The 21,731-nt window shown below is 42.0% G+C and carries 18 protein-coding genes and 1 riboswitch; of the genes, 12 read left to right on the top strand and 6 right to left on the bottom strand.

Going from position 1 to position 21,731, the window contains the following annotated elements:
- Nucleotides 1-20: 20 nt before the first annotated feature.
- Complete coding sequence (locus C509_RS0109100) at nt 21-1,079, bottom strand: C45 family autoproteolytic acyltransferase/hydrolase (protein WP_018706618.1); 1,059 nt, start codon at nt 1,077-1,079, stop codon at nt 21-23.
- A 245-nt stretch (nt 1,080-1,324) separates the two neighbouring features.
- Here C509_RS0109100 and C509_RS0109105 point away from each other — a divergent pair, with 245 nt between their 5' ends.
- Nucleotides 1,325-2,929: a catalase gene (locus C509_RS0109105; RefSeq protein WP_018706619.1), complete on the top strand. Its 1,605-nt coding sequence runs from the start codon at nt 1,325-1,327 to the stop codon at nt 2,927-2,929.
- Nucleotides 2,930-3,131: 202 nt separating this feature from the next.
- A riboswitch (SAM riboswitch) is annotated at nt 3,132-3,222 on the bottom strand.
- Between the two features lie 69 nt (nt 3,223-3,291).
- Here C509_RS0109105 and ilvA read toward each other — a convergent pair.
- Together ilvA and C509_RS0109115 are read right to left on the bottom strand one after the other, a co-directional pair.
- A complete protein-coding gene (gene ilvA / locus C509_RS0109110; RefSeq protein ID WP_018706620.1) occupies nt 3,292-4,560 on the bottom strand; it encodes a threonine ammonia-lyase IlvA in 1,269 nt (422 codons plus the stop codon).
- A gap of 99 nt (nt 4,561-4,659) precedes the next feature.
- On the bottom strand, nt 4,660-5,553 hold the full coding sequence (locus tag C509_RS0109115) for an SIMPL domain-containing protein (protein WP_018706621.1): 894 nt from the start codon (nt 5,551-5,553) through the stop codon (nt 4,660-4,662).
- A 508-nt stretch (nt 5,554-6,061) separates the two neighbouring features.
- Between C509_RS0109115 and C509_RS0109120 the strand changes: the two genes are divergently transcribed.
- From C509_RS0109120 to C509_RS0109140, 5 genes are read left to right on the top strand one after another with little or no spacing between them, the layout of a single operon-like run.
- A complete protein-coding gene (locus C509_RS0109120; RefSeq protein WP_018706622.1) occupies nt 6,062-6,970 on the top strand; it encodes a DUF7847 domain-containing protein in 909 nt (302 codons plus the stop codon).
- Between the two features lie 15 nt (nt 6,971-6,985).
- Nucleotides 6,986-7,627 carry a DUF4129 domain-containing protein gene (locus tag C509_RS0109125; RefSeq protein WP_018706623.1) on the top strand — a complete coding sequence of 214 codons (642 nt, stop codon included), beginning with the start codon at nt 6,986-6,988 and terminating at the stop codon, nt 7,625-7,627.
- Between the two features lie 12 nt (nt 7,628-7,639).
- Nucleotides 7,640-8,767, top strand: coding sequence for a DUF4350 domain-containing protein (locus C509_RS0109130; RefSeq protein ID WP_018706624.1), 1,128 nt, complete (start codon nt 7,640-7,642; stop codon nt 8,765-8,767).
- On the top strand, nt 8,764-9,693 hold the full coding sequence (locus C509_RS0109135) for an AAA family ATPase (protein WP_018706625.1): 930 nt from the start codon (nt 8,764-8,766) through the stop codon (nt 9,691-9,693). Before C509_RS0109130 ends, C509_RS0109135 begins: the two co-directional genes overlap by 4 nt.
- Nucleotides 9,694-9,700: 7 nt before the next feature.
- On the top strand, nt 9,701-11,005 hold the full coding sequence (locus tag C509_RS0109140; protein ID WP_018706626.1) for a DUF58 domain-containing protein: 1,305 nt from the start codon (nt 9,701-9,703) through the stop codon (nt 11,003-11,005).
- A 117-nt stretch (nt 11,006-11,122) separates the two neighbouring features.
- On the opposite strand, the gene C509_RS0109145 is transcribed toward C509_RS0109140, so the two are convergent.
- Nucleotides 11,123-12,112, bottom strand: a complete 990-nt coding sequence (locus C509_RS0109145; RefSeq protein WP_018706627.1) for a stage II sporulation protein M — start codon at nt 12,110-12,112, stop codon at nt 11,123-11,125.
- Nucleotides 12,113-12,220: 108 nt separating this feature from the next.
- Here C509_RS0109145 and C509_RS0109150 point away from each other — a divergent pair, with 108 nt between their 5' ends.
- On the top strand, nt 12,221-13,027 hold the full coding sequence (locus C509_RS0109150) for an RDD family protein (protein ID WP_018706628.1): 807 nt from the start codon (nt 12,221-12,223) through the stop codon (nt 13,025-13,027).
- 20 nt (nt 13,028-13,047) lie between these two features.
- On the opposite strand, the gene C509_RS0109155 is transcribed toward C509_RS0109150, so the two are convergent.
- Both C509_RS0109155 and C509_RS0109160 read right to left on the bottom strand, forming a co-directional pair.
- Nucleotides 13,048-14,403, bottom strand: a complete 1,356-nt coding sequence (locus C509_RS0109155; RefSeq protein WP_018706629.1) for an aldehyde dehydrogenase — start codon at nt 14,401-14,403, stop codon at nt 13,048-13,050.
- A gap of 51 nt (nt 14,404-14,454) precedes the next feature.
- Nucleotides 14,455-14,763: a hypothetical protein gene (locus C509_RS0109160; RefSeq protein ID WP_169509196.1), complete on the bottom strand. Its 309-nt coding sequence runs from the start codon at nt 14,761-14,763 to the stop codon at nt 14,455-14,457.
- 1,020 nt (nt 14,764-15,783) lie between these two features.
- On the opposite strand from C509_RS0109160, the gene C509_RS0109170 reads away from it, so the two are divergent.
- From C509_RS0109170 to C509_RS0109190, 5 genes are all read left to right on the top strand, one after another.
- Nucleotides 15,784-16,857 (top strand): isocitrate/isopropylmalate dehydrogenase family protein, encoded by a 1,074-nt coding sequence (locus tag C509_RS0109170; RefSeq protein WP_018706632.1) that lies wholly within the window; start codon nt 15,784-15,786, stop codon nt 16,855-16,857.
- Nucleotides 16,858-17,224: 367 nt separating this feature from the next.
- On the top strand, nt 17,225-18,265 hold the full coding sequence (locus C509_RS0109175; protein ID WP_018706633.1) for an AbrB family transcriptional regulator: 1,041 nt from the start codon (nt 17,225-17,227) through the stop codon (nt 18,263-18,265).
- 26 nt (nt 18,266-18,291) lie between these two features.
- Complete coding sequence (locus C509_RS0109180) at nt 18,292-19,083, top strand: class I SAM-dependent methyltransferase (protein ID WP_018706634.1); 792 nt, start codon at nt 18,292-18,294, stop codon at nt 19,081-19,083.
- Nucleotides 19,084-19,286: 203 nt separating this feature from the next.
- On the top strand, nt 19,287-20,903 hold the full coding sequence (locus tag C509_RS0109185) for an ATP-binding protein (protein WP_018706635.1): 1,617 nt from the start codon (nt 19,287-19,289) through the stop codon (nt 20,901-20,903).
- A gap of 11 nt (nt 20,904-20,914) precedes the next feature.
- The gene (locus C509_RS0109190) at nt 20,915-21,634 is read left to right on the top strand and encodes a response regulator (RefSeq protein ID WP_018706636.1); all 720 of its coding nucleotides are present in this window, start codon (nt 20,915-20,917) and stop codon (nt 21,632-21,634) included.
- The last annotated feature ends 97 nt before the right edge of the window (nt 21,635-21,731 follow it).

Consider the following 21,731-nt stretch of genomic DNA (forward strand, 5'->3'; position numbering starts at 1 on the left):
CTCCGCTTTGGTCGGAGGCTCTATCTTTTATACCAATCTGCGTGTTTATCCATATGTACGAATGCAATATCTGTGTCCACTTCACCTGTAACTCGTTTTGTCGCAAAATCCTCACCTTCCAGCCACTTACCAAAATCAAATTCCATCGGTTCCTGATTCCCACCTAGCGCCATCCATGTTTTCATTTGTAGTGGAAAATAAGCGGATGTATGAATCGTTCCAGCCCAGCTGCTGTATAAATTTGAAAAGACGCCCTTGTCCGTATCGTTGAGCAGCCGGTAAGCTGTATAAGCATCAGCGGAGAGGCTCTTTTGAATCGCTTCCAGCCTTCGCTCTGAATCTGTAAGATGATGCCGATTTTCATGCTTTAGTATTTCAAAATGATTCGTACAGGCATTGGATTGTCTTACAGTGACCTCTCTTGGTGTTGCTTCAACGATGTGCGTCTCGGCGCTTCGGTCATGCACAATATAGCTGAACGAATGTCTATGTGGAATGTCTCTTAATAAAGCAACTGCTTCTTGCACATTTGCGCAAGTCTCTAATACAAGCCTTCCGATCATTCCACAAATAAATCCATCTTTGGGGTTTTTCCTGTTCATAAAGTTGTAGCCCATGGCAAGCCCCTTCTCGTTTAAGCCATCTGAGCGTCCGGTAATTCTTTGACTTGGCCCTGCCGTCGCATATCCCTCTTTGTCCGGCTGAAAGAAAACATATCGTCCTTCATACGTCTTTGGGTGATAGTCATAATTACGCACCATAAATCCGTCACCTGTTACAATTGAACATCCTGAACGCGGAATTTCCAGCCGGTACCCGCCAAACTCAGTCAAGGCTCTTTCTAGAGGCCATTCCAGCGCCTCTTGCAGACCAAGAATCTCCTCCCAAATCCCCGGTGCAATCGGGAAAATCGCGTTTTTCACCTCTGCTGCGTCGATCGTGAATCTCGGCCTGCGAACCTTCCACTGGTTCTCCCGGTTATTGATAATAAGAGAGTTCTTTAAAATCTGCCCCTGCATAAAGCCAAAATCAAAATGGCTGCCACGAAATTGGATAATATCGCTGTAAATTTTTTTCATCGTGTCCTCACTTTCCTGGACTTGTTTATTATGGCTAATTTTATGGGAAAAGGGAGGGAAAAACAACTTGTAATTTTATCGAAAAAGAATACCAATTGTGGATGTACTTGAAATAGTCTTTCAAGTGATGTGATCAGGGAAATCCTACTATAAATGGATTAACTTTAAAATACTGGGAACATTAAAATCAAGCTTAACAGCTTTATGTTTGAGGGATTACATAATTCTAGGAGGGTTGTCAAAACATGACAGACAAGAACAGAGAAACAATGAACAAAAAATCAGATCAAGAAGATGATATGACCCTTACAAACAGGCAGGGGCACCCTGTCACTAACAATCAAAATATTAGAACTGTTGGCAACAGAGGTCCTGCTACCTTGGAGAACTATGATTTCATTGAAAAAATAAGCCATTTTGACCGGGAACGAATTCCGGAGCGGGTTGTTCACGCCAGAGGAGCAGGGGCACATGGTTATTTTGAGGCTTATGGAAGAGCGGGAGATGAGCCGGTTTCCAAATATACAAGAGCAAAGCTATTTCAAGAGAAAGGAAAACGAACTCCAGTTTTTGTTCGTTTTTCAACAGTGATACATGGCGGACATTCCCCGGAAACGCTTCGGGATCCCCGCGGTTTTGCTGTTAAGTTTTATACCGAGGATGGAAACTGGGATTTGGTCGGAAATAACTTAAAGATCTTTTTTATTCGGGATGCCATCAAGTTTCCGGATATGATCCATGCTTTTAAGCCGGATCCAGTGACCAATATACAGGATAGTGAACGCTTTTTCGATTTTTGTGCGAATTCTCCCGAGTCATTTCACATGGTAACTTTGGTATATTCCCCATGGGGAATACCAGCCAACTACCGGCAAATGCAAGGTTCAGGGGTCAATACCTATAAATGGGTAAATAGTGATGGTGAAGCCGTTCTCGTCAAATATCACTGGGAGCCGAAGCAGGGGATTAAAAACTTGACACAAAAAGAGGCAGAAGAAATACAGGCAAAAAACTTCAATCATGCCACACAGGATTTATATGATGCGATTGAACGTGGGGATTATCCGGAATGGGAACTCTTTGTACAGATCATGAGTGATGATGAGCATCCTGAACTCGACTTTGATCCGCTTGATGACACAAAGATCTGGCCGAAAGATCAGTTCCCTTGGCTGCCTGTTGGGAGAATGGTACTGAATAAGAATCCGGAGGACTATTTTAATGAAGTAGAGCAAGTGACATTCGGAACAGGGGTACTAGTGGACGGGCTAGATTTCTCTGACGACAAAATGCTTCAGGGTCGGACCTTCTCTTATTCTGATACACAACGGTACAGAGTGGGACCCAACTATTTGCAGCTGCCGATCAATGCGCCGAAGAAAAGGGTGGCTACAAATCAAGCCGGAGGCCAGATGCAATATAAAGTTGACCGGGCGTCCGGACAGAACCCGCATATTAATTATGAGCCGTCCATTCTGGGAGGCTTGAAAGAAGCGGAACAACCGGGAAAAGAATATACACCTAAAATTGAAGGAAATCTCGTGCGGGAATCAATTGATCGCAATGACAACACAAAACAAGCAGGGGAAACATACCGGGCATTTGAGGATTGGGAAAAAGATGAGTTGATTACAAACTTGGTGAATGATATTTCCAAATGTGATCCGCGGATACAGGAAAAAATGATCGCTTTGGCCGAAGAGGCGGATGAAGAATATGGACGGCGTCTAAGAGAAGGAATAAAAAATGCAAGTAAAGAAGGTTCAAGTATGCATCCCCTTGGAAACAAAGGCGGGGAAGAAGCGCCTGAGATGGCTGAGGAAAAAGGCCGCGAAACTGATTCATACTAAGGTTTTTCCTGAAGAACGAGGACAGAAATTATATTTTCTGCCTCGTTTTTTTTTTGCCATTACCGCTCAACAAGATATCTTTGTTTTCAAGCTATACACAATGGCTCCGCCAAAAGGGCTGTTGTTTTGTTCTTTCTATTGAGTTGAATAAAAAAATGAGGACCTTCCAAATAAAAGGAAGTCCTCAAACATGAAAATAATCTTCTTATCCATTTGATATTCGCACCGTTCCTTGTGCAAGAACGGTTGCTGAGACTTTATAGGGCCAGTCCCTCCATCTCTCCGGATAAGAAAAGCTGTATAGATTTTTGGTTGAATTGCTTTTAACTTTCATGCATATTTTTCAAACGTTCAAGTTCTAATCATATCAATAAATGGAATAGCGTACTGTCTTTATTTACTTCCATATAAGAAATGTTTCTTTGCTTCATCCGCTCGATCAGCCCTGCATAGTCCTCGCGCCGTTTCAGTTCGATGCCGACAAGACCCGGCCCTCTTTCCTTGTTGTTTTTCTTCGTATACTCGAATGTAAGGATATCGTCGTCAGGGCCTAGCACTTCATCCAGGAATTCCCGGAGTGCACCTGCACGCTGCGGGAAGTTCACGATGAAATAATAGAGCAATCCTTCATAAATCAATGATTTCTCCTTGATTTCCTGCATTCTGCTGATATCATTGTTGCCGCCGCTGATCACGCACACAACGGTCTTCCCTTTGATCTGGTCTTTATAAAAATCCAATGCCGCAATCGGAAGTGCACCCGCAGGTTCAGCGATGATGGCGTGCTGATTATAGAGGTCCAGAATGGTTGTACATACTTTACCTTCCGGAACAGAGACAATATCATCGATATATTTTTTGCACAGTTCAAATGTTTTTTGGCCAACACATTGGACAGCAGCTCCGTCTACAAATTTATCGATTGTCGGAAGCATGGTCACTGAATTGTTTTCAAAGGCTGCCTTCATACTCAATGCACCACTTGGTTCGACGCCAATCATTTTGGTTTGAGGAGACACATTTTTTATATAAGTGCCCAAGCCTGCCATCAATCCACCGCCGCCGATGCTGCCGAAGACAAAATCGACTGGTTCATGGATATCATTCATCATTTCAACTGCAACAGTTCCCTGTCCAGCAATGATGCCAAGGTCGTCAAATGGATGGATGAAGATCCGGCCTTCTTCTTCTGCGTATTCATTCGCCTGGGCGGAACTTTCATCGAAAGTGTCGCCAGATAAAACGACTTCTATATAGTCGCGGCCAAACATTTTCACTTGGTTGATTTTTTGTTTAGGTGTTGTTTGCGGCATGAAGATCGTCCCTTGAATTCCAAGGTGGGCACATGCGTAAGCAACACCCTGTGCATGGTTTCCGGCGCTGGCACATACGACACCTTTTTCCCGGGCCTCATTTTCAATCGTTTTTATTTTATAGTAGGCACCACGAAGCTTAAATGAGCGAACGTGCTGCAAATCTTCCCTTTTTACATACACCTGGCAATCATATTGCTCAGATAACCGATCGTTCTTCTGCAAAGGGGTATGTGCCACTACATCTTTTAAAAACTGATACGAAATGAGAATATCTTCCAAATTCAAAGTTTTTGTCTTTTCCTCTGTTGTACTCATGGCGTCATCCAACCTCCGCTTTCATATAAACATTTCTATATTATAACATGAGCAAGCCTAAAATCATACAGGAGTTTTCAAAATATTTAGGGAAAGCGTTTACAAAGAAGCGTAAGTAAATTCTGCCTGAATATGGCCTATAATCTCCAACTTGCCGGGATGAAGCGATGTGGCTGCTTCATACATTGCAATAGTCTTTGTCTGATAAGGGGAGATATCACTGCCGGTGATTTCAGCAACCGAAATCGGCACTTTTGATAGTTGGGTATTGAACGTTTCGGCAATGGTTTCTGCTTTCCGAAGGGCATCCAAGACTGCAAGAGAAAGAGCCTTTCTATAAAACATTTCATATTTAGACGTTTCAAAGGTTACACTTGAAACCACATTGGCTCCGTTCTTTATGGCGAGATCTACAAGGGCTCCCGCCCGGTTGATTTCGTTTGTTTTTATCAAAAGCATATGTTCAATTCTATAATTTTTAAAAACCTGCCGGCCCTCCACGTAATCATATTGTGGGTGAATGGAATAATCGACCGTTTTGACTTCATTTTCAGGAATGCCTGCTTTGGCAAACGCTTCTATTATATTAGCAACAGCTTTTGCAGCGTCTTCCTGTGCCTTGGCCGATGCTACATTTTCTATAGAAACACCCAATCTGATTTCAGCAATATCCGGCTCAGCTGAAACCTTTCCCTTGCCGGCCACTTTAATTATTTTCGATTTGCTTTTTACCGCTCTGTATGGAGATTGATAATACATAAGGTCACCGCTTTCTACTAGGTCATCTTTAATACTTATGAACAGAAACATAGTAAAACAACTTTGTTTCAATATAACTTGAAGATGACACAGCATCAACTTGTATTCTGGCCATGTGATTACTGCCAGATCAAGAAAATGTGTATGTATTTTGAACGGCTGTTGGACCCTAATGCCGAATGGGCCACAATGAAAACCTGTTATCTCATCAGCCATATTACGGTTTCTGGCCATTTTGCACCACACTTTCACTTTTGTTAAAAGTGGAATAACCAAATAGTTTATGGGGAAAATGGAACTTCTCTTCGTAATTCTTTTGTGCTCGCCGCGTAAGAATGTTGGATTGAGTAGTTCATATTTGGCCAACCATTCATGTGAATTTAATAGGAAGAATGAAGTGTAATGGGGAAAAAGACATGAATCCCTAGTTCTATTTTTATGTTTTATATATGATCTGACCGTTACTGGGTTTGTTTTCTGCTATACTCTGTGAAAAAAGACAGTTAAGGGGCTCTTATGAAAAGAAGCTAAATGTTTCCTTCAAGTGTTCGGCAAATACTCTGGTGTATATGCTCAGCACTCCTCCGAAAAGCAGGCTGATGTGGAAGGCGCTAGAGTTATTATTAATGAAGGGTGGTGTTCACTTTTGAAAAGGTTTGAGTTGTAACGACGAAAATGCTCAAATTATATTAGAACAGTGTTAAAATAGGCAAGATGAGTCTTTTTTAGGAGGGTACTTTTGATGGATGAGAAGTTTAATAGACCGAAAGGTTTTGGCCAGATTCTAGACCATACTTTCAGTTTAAGCAAAAAACACTTTAAGGACTTCTTTTTAATACTACTTATTTTTTTTGGACCGATTTATTTGTTGCAGGCGTTGATCCAGTTGGCATCAGGCGTCAGCTTTTTCAGGGAAGTCGGAGCAGGTGAGACTTGGTTCGAACAGGTGATCATGAGCTTCGATGATACAGAGGCTGTAAATCTGGGAGCCGATCTAGGGGTTGCGTTAACAGGTCTCATTTTGATTTTTCTGGCTCCTGTTGCTACAGCAGCAGTCATGTTTGCGATCGATCATTTGAGAAAAGGCGAAGAGTACACAGTCGGATCCGTCATCAAGCAGGCATTTTCACGTTACTGGCCGATGCTCGGAAGTACTATTTTGTTTTGTTTAATCGGGTTCGGTCTGTTAGTTGTACCGATGATCATCGTAACGATTGCGGGCGTTATCGGGGCGATGGTTCTACCAGTCGTTGGTGTCATATTGGCCATTTTACTTTTTGTGGGATTTTCAGTGGGGGCTTTTCTTTTGTTGACTCGTTGGAGTTTTTATTTCGGGTCTGTCGTCTTTCGGGAGGAAACGCCGGGATTATCACGAAGCTGGAAGTTGACAAAAGGCCGCACCTGGGTGTTATTCGGGCTGTTCATCATTTTCTCTTTGATTATCACGATGATCAGTGCGACATTGGAATTGACCTTTGGAATTTTTCTGGGGAATAGTGTACTTCTTACACTCATTATTAACGTGGTAGGCATCATTACAACGTTAATTTTTACCGTGGGATATGCCGTCATGTATTTTGACCTGAAAATCAGGCATGATGCGGACGATTTGAAAGAAATGATTGGGGAATATCACACACCACAAATCTAAGTCAGGTGATGGTTAATGCTGGATACCGATCAGGCCAAGGAAAGGCTTCGGGAGATTTTAAATAGAGCTGAATACAAAGTTTATGAAGACCAGTCCAAAGGATTGCTTCAGAGCTGGTGGGATCAGGCCAAGGAATGGATTGCAAAACAACTTGAAAAACTGTTTCCCTCCTATGAAGCGACAAGCGCAGCCGCTGGTCCGGTACTGACGGTTATCATTGTTTTGGTGGTCGTTGCGTTGGCTATAGCCGCCTATTTTATCATCCGTAATACCCAGCGGTCCAGACGATATCGCGACAAATCGCCTCTCCAATCGATGAAGGAGCTGGATTGGACATCAGACATGCATTTGTCGGAGGCGTTGAAGCTGGAAAATCAGCAAGAATATTCAATGGCCGCACGCCATTTGTTTTTGGCGACCCTTCTTTATTTCCATAAAAAAGAATGGTTGGAAGCAAGAATTTGGAAAACAAACTGGGAATATTACGATGAGTTAAAAAGGATCAATCGGAACTGGGCAGATCAGTTTTATCATTTGGCGCGTGTTTTTGACGAAGTGACTTATGGAGAGCGGAAGCTGGAAAAAGAAGAATACGCTCAGTTCCGGAAGGAAACGATGACGTGGCTGGAGGAGCCGCGGAAATCGATGGAAGGATAGGAGGGGGCAAGTATGCAGAAATCTGGAAAAAGAACATGGATTTTGCTCATCATTCTTCTGCTATGTTTTTTGACTGCCGGATATTTTTTACAGTCAAAGCAACCAGTCGCCTACCCCCCATTTGTTTCCGACTCTCCTTCCCCTACTGGTACTAAGGCTATTTATACATATATAAAGGAAGAATCGGAATCCGTTCAAAGGTGGAAGAAACCACCGGAACGTTTGGAGGGTGAAGGCGGCCGGATACTTGTCATGGTTGAGCCGCAATTCATGCCAAAAAGTGAAGAAATGAAGGCTTATGAAAAGTTTATGGAAGAAGGTAACACCATATTATTATTCCAAAAAAATCCGCAGGGGATGTTTGATCTTGTGACAGATCCGGTCGAGGCGGAAACCGAAGAAGGGGTTCTTTACGATAAGTTGGGTATTCAACATAAGGCTGATATCTCATATTTGAGCCGTATGCAAACTAAGCAGCAAGATGACGTTCTTTTATATGATGATGCTGGAACAATTGCGCTTGAACGCCCATTTGGGGAAGGCCGCCTGATTGTTTCCCTATTTCCGGAATGGATGACCAATGGGGAAATTCTGAAAAAGGACCACGTTCCTCTCCTCGTTTCATTGTTTAATGAAACAGAAGGCGGAGAATTTTTGTTCGACGAGTATGTGCACCAGCCCCAAGGCGGGGAAAAAGCATTAAACGTTTATCCGATGTGGTTTTTGCTCTTCATGTTCCAAGGGGGAATTCTTGCCATTCTTTGGATCTGGTACCAAGGGAAACGTTTTGGACCGATATTCAGCCCGAGGGAAGCAACTGTCCGTTTCAGTGACGAGGGGATTCGTGCATTGGCCGCCTGGTATATGAGGAGCAGGCGCTACCATGATTCAATCGTCATCCAGGCTGATTATTTAAAGTTTATTTTGCAGGAAAAGTGGCATATTCCTTACCGCGAAGAGTGGAAAGGTCTGTCTTCACTTTTGGAACGCAAAAGTCAGGGGCAGATGGGCAAAAAGGAAATCGATGCTTTTTTGACAGGTTTAACAGATATTTTAAACAAAGAAAAACTGAGCAAACAGGAATATTTACTATGGTCGAAGAAAATTGACCGGATGAGGAAAGTGGTGGAAGAGAGATGAGTACAAAAGTATTGACGTTGTTGGAGAAATACGAAGACCGAATCCTTGGGCAGAGCACAAATCTCAGACTCTTGCTTTCTGCAATTCTGGCAGGGGGCCATGTATTGCTGGAAGGGGTGCCGGGCACAGGTAAAACAGCAACAGTACGGACGCTTGCCAACCTTCTTGGAGGAAATTTCAACCGTATTCAGTTTACTCCTGATCTGCTTCCAAGCGATATTACCGGAAGTGTCATCTACAATGTAAAAGAAGGTACCTTCGAAACGCTGAAGGGGCCGATCTTTACAAATGTCCTGCTGGCTGATGAAATTAACCGGACCCCTGCCAAAACGCAGGCTGCCCTGTTGGAAGCGATGGAAGAGAGACAGGTCACGATTCAGGGTAAAACATACCCGCTTGCCGATGTGTTTTTCGTTGTGGCGACTCAGAACCCGATAGAATTTGAGGGGACATACCCGTTGCCGGAAGCACAGCAAGACCGATTTTTATTTAAGCTTATGATTGATTTTCCGGCATTTGAAGAAGAGAAAAACATATTGAAAAATGTGATTGAGAACAATTTTAAATCGACCGCCGCTGAGCCAGTGCTGGACATGACCGAATTCTTACAGGCCAGGAAAGAAATTGAACAGGTCACGGTGAATGACAGTGTTCTGGAATACATCATGCAAATTGTTAGAAGGACGAGGGAAACGGAAGCGATCCGTTTCGGAGCCAGTACAAGGGCTGCCATTTCCATCGGGAAAGCCGCTCAGGCGTGGGCCTTTTTAGATGGTCGTGATTATGTGACACCGGACGATGTGAAAATGGTTGCGAAACCGTCACTCAGACATAGGATTCAATTAGCCCCGTACGTGGAATTGGAGGGAGGATTCGTTGACCAAGTCATTGAAGAACTTGTGGGCTCGGTTCCTGTTCCGAGATAGGGGAATATTGCCGACAAAGCGGCTGCTGTATGTTTTTCTAGGCATTTCCGCTTTCTTTATCCTGCTTGGCGTGTTGACGGATGTATCATGGACATACATCATCATGATGAATCTGATTGTTTTGTTGGCAAGTTTTTTGGATCTGCTTTTTTCTCCAGAAAAAAAAGATCTGGATTTCAAGCGGATACTGCCGGAAGAAATGGAACGGGGTCTTCCCTATACAGTAGGGGTAGAAGTGGAAAACCGTTCCGGTCATCCTTTTACATTTGCGTTTGTTGACGACTTGCCGCAGTCTTTCAAGCGCCCGTTCCCTGTACGGGGAATAGGGAGGAAAGAAGCGTTGACGGAAGTGTCATATGAGACGAGCGCTCCGGTCAGGGGAGATTATGATGTCACGCGTCTTTATTTCCGCTATAAAAGTACCCTGGGTCTGTGGGAAAAGCAAACAACAGCAGAACTGCCGCAAGCTTTGAAAGTCATCCCGGATATGACCGAAACGAAGCAATACCTGCAGGATGCACAAAGGTATTTATTGCATGAAGGCATGAAGATTCGCAAATATCAAAGTGGAGCGGGAGAGTTTGCGCAGATCAGAAAATATGCCGCGGGAGATGATCCGCGCATGATTAACTGGAGGCAGACTGCGAAACTTCAGGAGGTCATGACGAACGAATATGAGCCCGAGCATGGAAAATATATCACTATTTTAATAGACTGTGGAAGAATGATGGGTGCAGAACTTAAAAAAGGCAACCGTTTGGAGCGGGCATTGGAAGCAGCTATGACTGTGACTGCTGCCGCTTTGCGAAAAGGGGATTATGTATCTGTTCTTGCTTTTTCCAAGGACGTCAAGGTGTTTATTCCGCCGGCAAAAGGGATGGAACATATGCAGACTATCCTGAAATCCATCTACGATTTGCAGGTCGATCCGGTAGAGCCGAATTACGGTGCGGTCTTTTCTTTTTTGGAAAACATGCAGAAAAAGCGCAGCCTTCTTCTTTTGTTCAGCGATATCCGTACGTTTCTGTATGAAGAAAGCACACTTACCTATTTGATGCGGATCAGGCAGCGAAATTTATTTTTAATGATAGGCGTTGAGGATCAAGTCATTAAAAGAAGAATTAATGAAGCGCCGGATCAAGTGGAGCATGCCATGATTAAAAGCATTGCCCAACAGCAGATGCTTTTTAAAAAGAGGGAAAAAGCCAAATGGGAAAATCAGGGGCTTTTTATGACCGAAGCCGAAGAGGAAAAGCTGTCGGTTTCAGCTGTCTCTTATTATATTGATATGATGAACAGAAATCTGTTGTAACAGGGGATCGGTCCAGAGATCAGGATGATGCAGCTACGATCCGATCAAGTCAGAATACTGTAAACAGAAAATTAGGTGAGTATGTGATTTAGCTCAAACAAAATATACCGGGGCGTATCACGCCCCGGCTCTAATTTGTTCCAATCTTCCGCTCTCACGGAGGAAAAGCCTTTTTCCAATGATTATATATAAGATCAATCCAATGACCGTTACGAAAGCGACAAAATATTTGGCTTCAAGCGGGATGGGAGCCGGCGTGATGAAACCTTCAATGATTCCCGCAATGACAAACAGAGGCACTGTACCAAGCAAAAGCTGCACGGACCGTTTCGCGTTCACCTTTAATTGGTATCCCCTGGAGTAATCTCCCGGAACGAACAGTTTGTATCCCATCAGTAGTCCGGCACCGCCCGCGATAAAGATGGCCGTGAGTTCGATCATTCCGTGAGGTACAATATACGCCCAAAATTCGTAGGTTTTACCGTGGGTCCAGAACAATGCGGCAAGGGCTCCAATAATGATGCCGTTATAAATAAGGATATAGACGGTCAGCAATCCAAAAGTGACCCCTCCGGCAAAAGCCAAGATGGCGACTTGGATATTATTTGTCATGATACTGGCCGACATCACGGAAGAATCCCAATATCCATTGTCGTCTCCGAGGGAATCCGGATCGACGCCATAAGCAATTTCAGGCGGAAGGATGGAGTACATATTTTGGGGATCCTGAAGCACCGATAGGTAACTGCCGGCAGCTCCGATTGTAAAAAGAACAAGAGCCGCGACAACAAATTTCCATTGCTCCCAAAGCAAGCGGATAAATGTGGTACTGAAAAAATGTCGCACCTGGTGCATGCTCGACATTTGATCTTTGTATAATACATTATGGGATTTGGAAACGAGGCCATTTAAATAAAAGGTTACCTCTTCCTTCGGAAAATAAGTTTGAGAGTACGAAAGATTTTGAGCGGCTTTTTGATACAGTCTATAAAATTGGTCGATCGTAGACCCTGCCACCTCTTTTTTTCGTTTATGCATCATCGTAACTAGCTGCTCCAGCTGCTTCCAGTCATCCCGATGTTTTTTAATAAACTGTTTTACATTCATACATTTCTTCACCTCTTGAAAAGATCGGTATCTATTGAAGATATACTCTACTATTATAGTAACACTCTTGAGCAATAGAAACATCAACTTGGGAAAGGAGGAAAAAACATGGAAAAAGAACAGGTTGGAATTAAAACACCGGAATTCGTGTCCCTCCAGTTTCAACTTGCTGGTTTAGGAAGCAGGGCAGCGGCCTATTTGCTGGACCAGTTCATTCTGGCAGTTGTAAATATACTTGTTATCATCGTTCTTTTAATTTTGTTAAGTGGTGGTACATCGTTTTCTGCATTGGATGATGAGATAAGCTCCATTATTTTTGGAATTGCAATTATCGGATTATTTATCTTCAACTCTGGCTATTATATTTTCATGGAATTTTACTTTGGGGGAAAAACAATCGGAAAAAAAATCCTTGGGATTAGGGTGATCCAGGATAACGGGCACAGTCTGACACTGTTATCGAGCTTCATCCGTAATTTTATGCGTATAGTAGACTCCCTCCCTGCAAGTTATTTAACAGGATTGCTGATGATCTTTTTCCATCCGAAGCATAAACGAGTCGGGGATTTGGTTGCCGGAACGATCGTTGTACATGAAAGGAAAGCGAAACGCCTAGGAAAGCTTACACCTATTGAAAAGGAAATTCAAAAAAGAGGGCTCTCAAAGCACGATATTTTAGTCGAAGAATTTTCACTTCGCGGATTGAACGCCCAAGATTGGAATCTGGTCCGTACATACAGCAGCCGCCTGCTGCAGCTGCCTTTAGAAGAACGCCACGATTTGACGAAGCAAGTGGCGGAAATTCTGTTTCCAAAGCTCGGATGGGATACGACTGGAAAAAACTCTCGCGAACTCGAAGATTCACTTCTTATTCTATACTTGATATTAAAGGACGAATGGGAATACGAATTGTAAAGGCCAGCTGTATTGCTGGCCTATTTTAGAAATAACTTGATTCGCTTTAGTGCATTTTTTACATGTGGATAGCGGAATGGAATATCGAACAAAGTCGTCTGCTTCAGGACGCTTTTTTTGTGGGAAAAAATGTCGAAACTACTCTTTCCATGATAGGCGCCGATTCCGCTTGTACCGACTCCGCCAAACGGCAAATAGGGAGAGGCGACATGATAAACGGTGTCATTGATGCACCCGCCTCCAAAAGAGATGGAGCTTAGGAGTTTCTTCTGTGTCCCTGCGTTTTCGGAAAAAAGATACAACGCAAGCGGATTCGGATGTTTATGGATGCCATCGATTACTTCATCCAGCTCCGTATATTCCATGACGGGAAGGATGGGTCCGAAAATTTCCTCTTCCATGATGGGATCCTCCCATGTGATGCCTGTAAGAACAGTGGGCTCAATGGATAATTCCTCTCTGCTTGCATTTCCCCCTGTGAGAATGTCCCCCTGATTCAGAAATGAAGTGAGCCGGCTGAAATGTCTTTCGCTTACAATTCGAGTCAAGGAACGCCCGGCGTACATTTCCTGAATGGCTTCCTTTAATAAACATAAAAATGGCTCCTTGATCCGCTGGTGAACATACAAATAATCAGGTGCGATGCACGTTTGGCCTGCATTTGTAAATTTCCCCCATGCAATCCGCTTGGCGGCCAATTTCAAATTTGCATCCTCGTGGACAATGCAGGGACTTTTTCCACCCAATTCCAATGTGACAGGTGTGAGGTGTTTCGCGGCAGCTTCCATCACCGCTTTTCCGACAGACACACTGCCAGTGAAGAAAATCTTGTCAAACTTTTCTTGAAGAAGGGCCTGGCTCGTTTCCACTCCGCCTTCGACAACAGTAATGTATTTTTCCGGAAAAAGCTCTCGGATCATTTTTGCGAAAACCTGAGACGTCCGTGGAGTCAGCTCCGACGGCTTTATGACAGCGCAATTCCCGGCGGCGATTGCTCCAATCAAAGGTGCGGCAGCTAGTTGAAACGGGTAATTCCACGGAGAAATGATCAATGCTGTTCCGTAGGGTTCGGAATAAATATAGCTGGCAGATCCAATATGCGTGATAGGTGTCTTCACTTTGACAGGCTTCGCCCACGAAGGCAATTTGTTGATTGTAAGCCGGAGTTCTTCCAATATGATCCCAATTTCAGTCGAGTACGCTTCAAATTCGGATTTATTTAGGTCATCTTTGAGTGCCGTGATAAATTCCTGTTCGTACAGCTTGACGGCACTTCTCAATTTTTCAAGGGCATTCAGGCGGAAGGCGACATTCTTTGTTTGATTTGTCCGGAAAAATTCGCGCTGGCTTGTGACTAGTGATTGATAGGATTCCATGTGCAGTCTCCTTATCTGATCTTGATACGCTTATTCGGGTTATTTTTATCTTTATAAAATTGTACCATAGGCGGGAGGACTTCCTTGAAATCGGAGTAGGCAATGCCACCCTTTCAGATCCTCCTGTGCCTGTGTGCTGTAAAATTCCGCCATGCATGACAATGTTCCAATGACTTTTTTCCACCCGGGCCCATTTTCTGAAAGAATGGGAAGGAATGTTTGTGTAAAGAACAGCGGGATTGTTCCAATAGCTTCCTTCCAAGAAATTTTTCCATGAATATTCGAATCTTTTACACGATGCGGGTTCGGATCCGTCAATTGAGAGCCTTTTTTTGAATGCCTCACATGAACTGTTTCCATGATATATAGTCTATGGGCACAACATGACCTGTGGTCTGACTCTTCCAAAGATGTTATCCAATCAAAAATTTAAATGTTAAATAAGCCCATTGAACTTGACCGTCTTACCTGTCCACGTATATCCTAAACCCTTCCGGGACGGACGACGGTAGCGTGAACAGGAACATCTTGATCTCGTTTTTAACAAGTATCTCCAAGTAAACCCTATTTTTTATTGGCAGTCCGTCCTTTGATTTTTCCACTTCCTATCTTGACTTAGCTAACGGCTATGGCTACACGCAGATAAATACGCTCTGCATGATATCCATTTTGCAACATATGTTTTATTAGGGAAGTAGCGATAAACTCTTAATAGCTGGAAAAAAGTACGCACAGGGAATGGAGATCCGCCTTTATTGCTTGGAGATAAGTTTCCGAGGTGAAAAATCATTTTTGAAGATAAGTAAAAAGTTATTTACAACTGCCCTTTTTTGGGTATATACTAAAAACACTAAAAAAAAGGAGTGACAAATTTATGAACAAATCAACAAAAGCTGGACTTATCTTCGCGATTGTGCATACAATCTTTTTTCTGAATTTGGCTATTGATCTATCATTCCTTTCTTAGTCTCACTTCTATTAAAGCGCTTTCAAAAAATTCTTCAATCGAACACTTCTATACTTACCAAACGGGCTCTCTTTCCAAGAGAGAGCTTTTTTTGTGCGGTAAGCCTCATGATCCCACCTTTCAATGATCATTCCTTTTTTCAAAAAAGGGTAATTTACACTTCAACTTTCCGACAAGCAAAAACAGCCAAAGAATCCAATTATGTGGGTTAAAGGCTGTTTTTTATTTGTTTTAACTGCAAAAGTAGTACCCTATTGCAAAATTGTCAAATTCTCTTGCCATTGCCAATTCTAAAAAGCGGGTTTTGCTTATTCTATATTTATTTCTTTAAATCCTTTACATTAGATATAGAAAGTTCACTGTTGCTTTACGGAACATAGCATCTACTTTATTCAAGAGAGGAAGTTTTTGAAATGAATATGTATCGCCTGGGAGTACTTGCTGGAGATGGCATTGGACCGGAAATCGTAAGAGCTGCAGTAGAGGTTTTCAAAACAGCTGCCCGCAAAACGGGCGTCGACATTGACTGGATTGACCTGCCAATGGGGTGGGAAGGAATCAAACATCACAATGACCCTCTTCCGGAAATTACAACAGAAACGTTAAAAAATACGCATGGGTGGATTCTCGGTCCTCATGACTCAGCCGCTTATCCTCCTGAGCATAAGATGAAGCTGAACCCAAGCGGTGCTCTTCGCCACAAACTTGATTTGTACGCCAATATCCGTCCGGCTAAAACAATGCCTGGTATTAAGGGTGTCGTGGAAAAAGCAGATCTAGTGATCTACCGTGAAAATACAGAAGGTTTTTACGCGGACCGCAATATGTACAGCGGGCATGGAGAATGGCAGATTACTGAAGATGTAGTCTTGACATCCGGTGTCTTTACCCGAAAAGCAGCGGAACGTATTTCTCATGCTGCGTTTAAAATGGCCATGCGGCGCCGTAAAAAAGTAACCATTGTCCATAAAGCCAATGTTCTCCGCTTGAGCACCGGGTTATTTTTAAAAGTTTGCCGGGAAGTAGCGCAGCAGTACCCTAAAGTTGCCGTAGACGATTACCATATTGACGCAATGGCAGCCCACCTGGTACGCCGTGCCGAAGACTTTGATGTGATTGTGACGGAAAATATGTATGGGGACATTCTTTCTGACCTTGCAGGTGAACTTGTAGGAAGTCTGGGGCTGGCCCCATCCATCAACTCAAATGATCACCTTGCGATGGCACAGGCAGCGCACGGTTCTGCACCGGATATTGCAGGCTTAAATATTGGCAATCCAACTGGTATGATACTTTCCACTGTTATGCTAATGGACTGGCTGGCAGAACGCCATAATGACCCCAACCTGAAGGAAACGGGCAGACTTGTAGAGCAGGGTTTGTATCAGTCGCTTGAAGACGGTGTCAAAACAAAAGACCTTGGAGGCAGTGCGTCAACTTCCGATTTCGCAGAAGCGATCTTAGAGCGGATTAATCAGTCTATTTGAGTTGAAATCTGGCAGTTTTTCGGCCATCCAACTTTCTCATTACCAGTAACTGAATGGAAGGATTTAACCTTGAATTTCTAGCTGGAAGAGGGGGAAGAAATATCGATTTTACTTATCTGCCATTATCTTTCTTAATGGCAGGTTATTCAAATTTTCTATTTAATCAATTACAGATTATATTGTAAGCTTAATATAGACTACTCATGAGGGCTTTTCTGACCTGCTTATATGGGGCCTGAGACGGGGAAGGAAAATAATGCAGTTGTGATTGCGACAATCAAAGCGCAAACCCGAAGGGGACGAATGAGACTGAAAGCAGTCCATCAGTTTATAACTGTACCTCTATGATGAACAGAAAGGATTTTTTATGGCAGTGCAAAAAGGGATTTATCTATTATTGGCAGTATTTGCAGGCTTCATTTTTGATACACTTAATATCCCTGCTGGATGGCTTATCGGGTCATTAACCACAGGGATTGTTTTTGGGATATTTTTTACACGCTTTCAATTTGACAGGAACCTTTTTAAACTGGTCCTGGCTTTTGCCGGCGCAAATATTAGCCTGTTATTAAGTTTGGATACATTAAAGCAGATGCACTATTTGTTTATACCTTTGTTTGCAACCATTATTATTTTGATTGCTGCCGGATATTTACTCGGTATCCTGTTGTATAAAATAACCAGCATGGATAGGCTTACCGCTTTTTTTTGCTGTATTCCGGGCGGAGCTTCTGAAATTATTGGGATGAGTGGCCAATACAGGGCAGATGATCGATTGGTTGCTGCGTTCCATACAATCCGGATCACTTTTTTTACCATATCCATCCCTTTAATGATAGGCTATATGCAGCCTGTTTCGGTTGATCCTGCAACTGTCCAATCGAATATCCTTCTCCAACCATCACAAATATTGTTTTTTATTACGGTTATCTTGATTACAGTTTATCTTGATGCCAGAGTTAAGGTGCCCGGGGGAACATTACTATTCTCTATATTAACGGGTTTTTTACTGACCGTATTTGTTGTCGAAATTGATCCGGTGCCAAGAAATGTTTCAGGGATTGGCCAGGCATTGATAGGTGCTTTTGTCGGTATCCGCTTTGATAGAGAGGTACTCAGAAGGGTCTGGAAACTTGGCCCGGCCACGTTATTGATCATTTCGCTGCTATTTTGTTTAACCTTATTGACAGCGTTCATTTTTAAATTAACCACGAATCTTCCGTATGCAACCAGCTTAATCAGTACTACACCAGCCGGTGCAGCTGAAATGACGGTTACAGCCGTAGCCCTTGAAATTAACCCTACAATTGTAGCAAGTTTACATATTATCAGGGTAATTACCTTGTTCTTACTGCTGCCTTTACTATTGAAAATCTTTGAACACTCGGAAAAAGATTACAGCAAATAATCTATACTAAAAATAGAGGTGAGAATGTGGATAATAAAAAAAAGGTTGTCAAACAGTTCGGCTCCAATGCGGGAAATTATGTGACAAGCCAAATGCATGCAAGAGGCAAAGATCTTGATATGATTAAAGAAATATTGAAGGGCAGAAACAATAAGGATCTGCTTGACATCGCCACTGGCGGAGGTCACGTAGTAAATGCATTGGCTCCCTTATTTGAAACTGTAACAGCACTTGACTTAACCCCAGAAATGTTAGCCAAGGCAAAAGAATTTATAGAGTCAAACGGGCACGGAAACGTTTCATTTGTACAGGGAGATGCTGAAAATTTGCCGTTTAGAGACAAAAGTTATGATGTGGTTACGTGCAGAGTGGCTCCCCATCACTTCCCGAACGTTAAACGCTTTATCAGCGAAGGCTTTCGGGTCCTAACAGATGAAGGAATGTTCATATTAGTCGATAACGTGGCACCAGAATTAAGTGTTTACGACCAGTTTTATAATGAGCTAGAGAAAAAAAGAGATCCCAGTCATTACCGGGCATATAAGAAATCGGAGTGGATTTCCTGGATTGAGGAAAAGGGATTTTCTATTCAAATGTTTGTTACCTTTACAAAAAGATTTGTTTTTGATGATTGGTGTCAAACAATAAACCTTTCGATTGAAGACAAAGTGGAATTAAATAACTATATGATTGCCTCATCCAGAGAGGTTATCGATTTTTTCTCAATTGAAATTGTAAATAACCAAATTCAATCTTTTCAAGGAGAAGCGGTGATGCTCGTAGCTTCAAAATATAATAACGCTAATTTTCTTGTTTAAGATATTAATTTTAGACTTATCGATACCGATAATGTATTGTTCGTTGAGTTAACGTAACGGGACTTCCTGAATAGAAGTCCTTTTTGTATTTTTTGAATCTGTTTCACCATATTGCCAGTTCCACCACGGATTTCCCCGGCTTCTTCCTGCTTAAAAGGAAATGTTATAATAAACTTTTAAAATATTTTTAGGGGATTTGTCATATGCATCGAAAGCGCAGAATTCCAAAGGTGAAGTATAGCTTGAAAATAAAAATGATCATATTAATAAGTTTGTTGATCATTGGAATTTGCATTATTTTTTCGATATTTCTTCATAAATTTATTGTAAATATGATAGAAGATCAAATAGGAGAACGAGCCATTGGTTTAGCCCATAGTGTAGCAAATATCCCTGAAATTCAAGAAGCACTCCAATCGGAAGATCCTTCATTGGTGATTCAAGAAATCGTTTCGCCAATACAAAAGGAATCGGGTGCTGAGTTCATCGTTGTCGGGAATACAGAAGGAATTAGGTACTCGCATCCCGATACTAGAAAACTAGGGAAAAAAATGGTGGGCGGGGATAATGATAGAGCATTGCTTCATGGGGAATCTTATGTATCGAAAAAAAACGGATCACTTGGTCTATCTATTCGCGGGAAGGTACCCATCTATTCGGAAGGAAAAATTATTGGAATCGTATCGGTTGGTTTTCTTAACGACAGTGTCCAAAAAATGATCAAAAATCAAAACCAAACATTGTGGATTACCCTTGGTAATATTATGCTTTTAGGTATTTTAGGAGCAAGTTTGATTTCCCATTATATTAAAAGTTTACTGCATCATATGGAGCCGGAGGAAATATCCCATTTATATTTACAAAACGAAGCAATTTTACAGTCGACACATGAAGGAATCATCGCTGTGGACAACCAAGGGATGATTACAGCCATGAATGTGGCGGCAAAAGACATTCTTTTTTCCAAAAAGAAGCAGAAAGAAGTAAATTATCTGGGTACATCAATCAAAGAGATTGCCCCCTCATTATATAAAAGTGCTTTATTTAAACAAAAAGATCATTACTACGACAGGGAAATGGTTCTCGGGAAAAATATCGCCCTTGTTAATCAAACTCCGATATACAGCGAAAATGTTTTTACCGGAGTTGTTTATACTTTCCGTAAAAAAACGGAATTGGAAAAAATGACAGCGGAGTTATTACGAATTAAGCAATATGCCAATACGCAGCGCGCCCTGACACATGAATACTTTAATAAACTTCATATCATTCTGGGATTGATACAGAACGATAGAAAGATAGACGCAATTGATTTTATAAAGAAAGAAAGCAATATTCAACAGAATAGATTGAACCTTTTGAAAGAAAAGGTTTCTGATCCGTTAATTCATGCATTATTGCAAGGGAAATTTAATCAGGCAAATGAACTGGGGATTACGATGACGATTCATCCGGATAGTCACCTGGAATACGAGTTTTCTGAGAAAAAGCAGGATGCCATGCTAACCGCACTGGGGAATGTAATTGAAAATGCATTTGATGCGGTAAAAACTAAAGGTGAAAGTGAGCGTAAGGTTTCCATCTTTTTTACTGATATAGGAGAGGATTGTATTTTTGAAATTGATGACGCTGGTATTGGTGTGCCGCAAGAAAATATGTCCCGGATTTTTCAGCAAGGATATTCAACCAAGAAAGGTCTCAATCGAGGCACAGGCTTGGCTCTCACTAAATTCGTGCTGAATGAAGCCGGCGGTGACATTGTTTTGGAAGAAGGGGAACTTGGAGGGGCCTGTTTCGTCATCATCATACCAAAAGATTAGAGGAGAGAAGGATGAAGAAAATATATTCGGTACTCATTATCGAGGATGATTTTAGAGTGGCGGAAATTAATCGTCAATATGTTGAAAAAGTAGCAGGGTTTGATGTTCAAAAGGTTGTAAAAAGCGGAAACGAGGCATTGCAATATCTTGAAAACTGTCAAAACATGCCCGATTTGCTATTGCTGGATTTATATATTCCAGATGTTGAGGGTTTGGAGCTATTTTGGCAAATTCGCCATGAGTATCATGAGGTTGATATTGTAATCGTAAGTGCCGAAAAAGATACATCGGCCATACAAGAAACATTGCGCGGTGGAATTTTTGATTTTATCGTGAAGCCTGTGGACGATGAACGATTTGCACAAACTTTATCTAGGTACAAAAAATATAGAAATTATATGCAGTCTAAAAAAGAGCTGGAACAAGCAGATATTGACTATCTGACGGGTTTTCGCCGTTTATTGGATTCACATAGTCCAGATCAGGAGCTTCCAAAAGGCATTGATTCGATTACTTTAGACAAAATTAATCAACTATTAAACGATAAGATGGCTGCTGGAGTAACAGCTGTACAATTGAGCAAATTATTAGGAATAAGCCGTTCGACAGCACGCCGTTACTTGGAATATTTAGTTTCGATAAAAAAGGTAAAAACAAAGCTCAACTACGGAACTGTCGGGAGGCCAGAACGTCAATATATTTGTTATGAAACTTATGAACAAAATTACTAAAAATGATAATTATTTGTTTTATGAGTAGAACATTTACCCTTTCCTTATTCCGTGATAATTTTTTACTAACAAAAAAATAGCACCAAATGAAAACGTA

Source organism: Siminovitchia fordii DSM 16014 = CIP 108821, from assembly GCF_000374565.1.
Taxonomy (GTDB): Bacteria; Bacillota; Bacilli; order Bacillales; family Bacillaceae_C; genus Siminovitchia; species Siminovitchia fordii.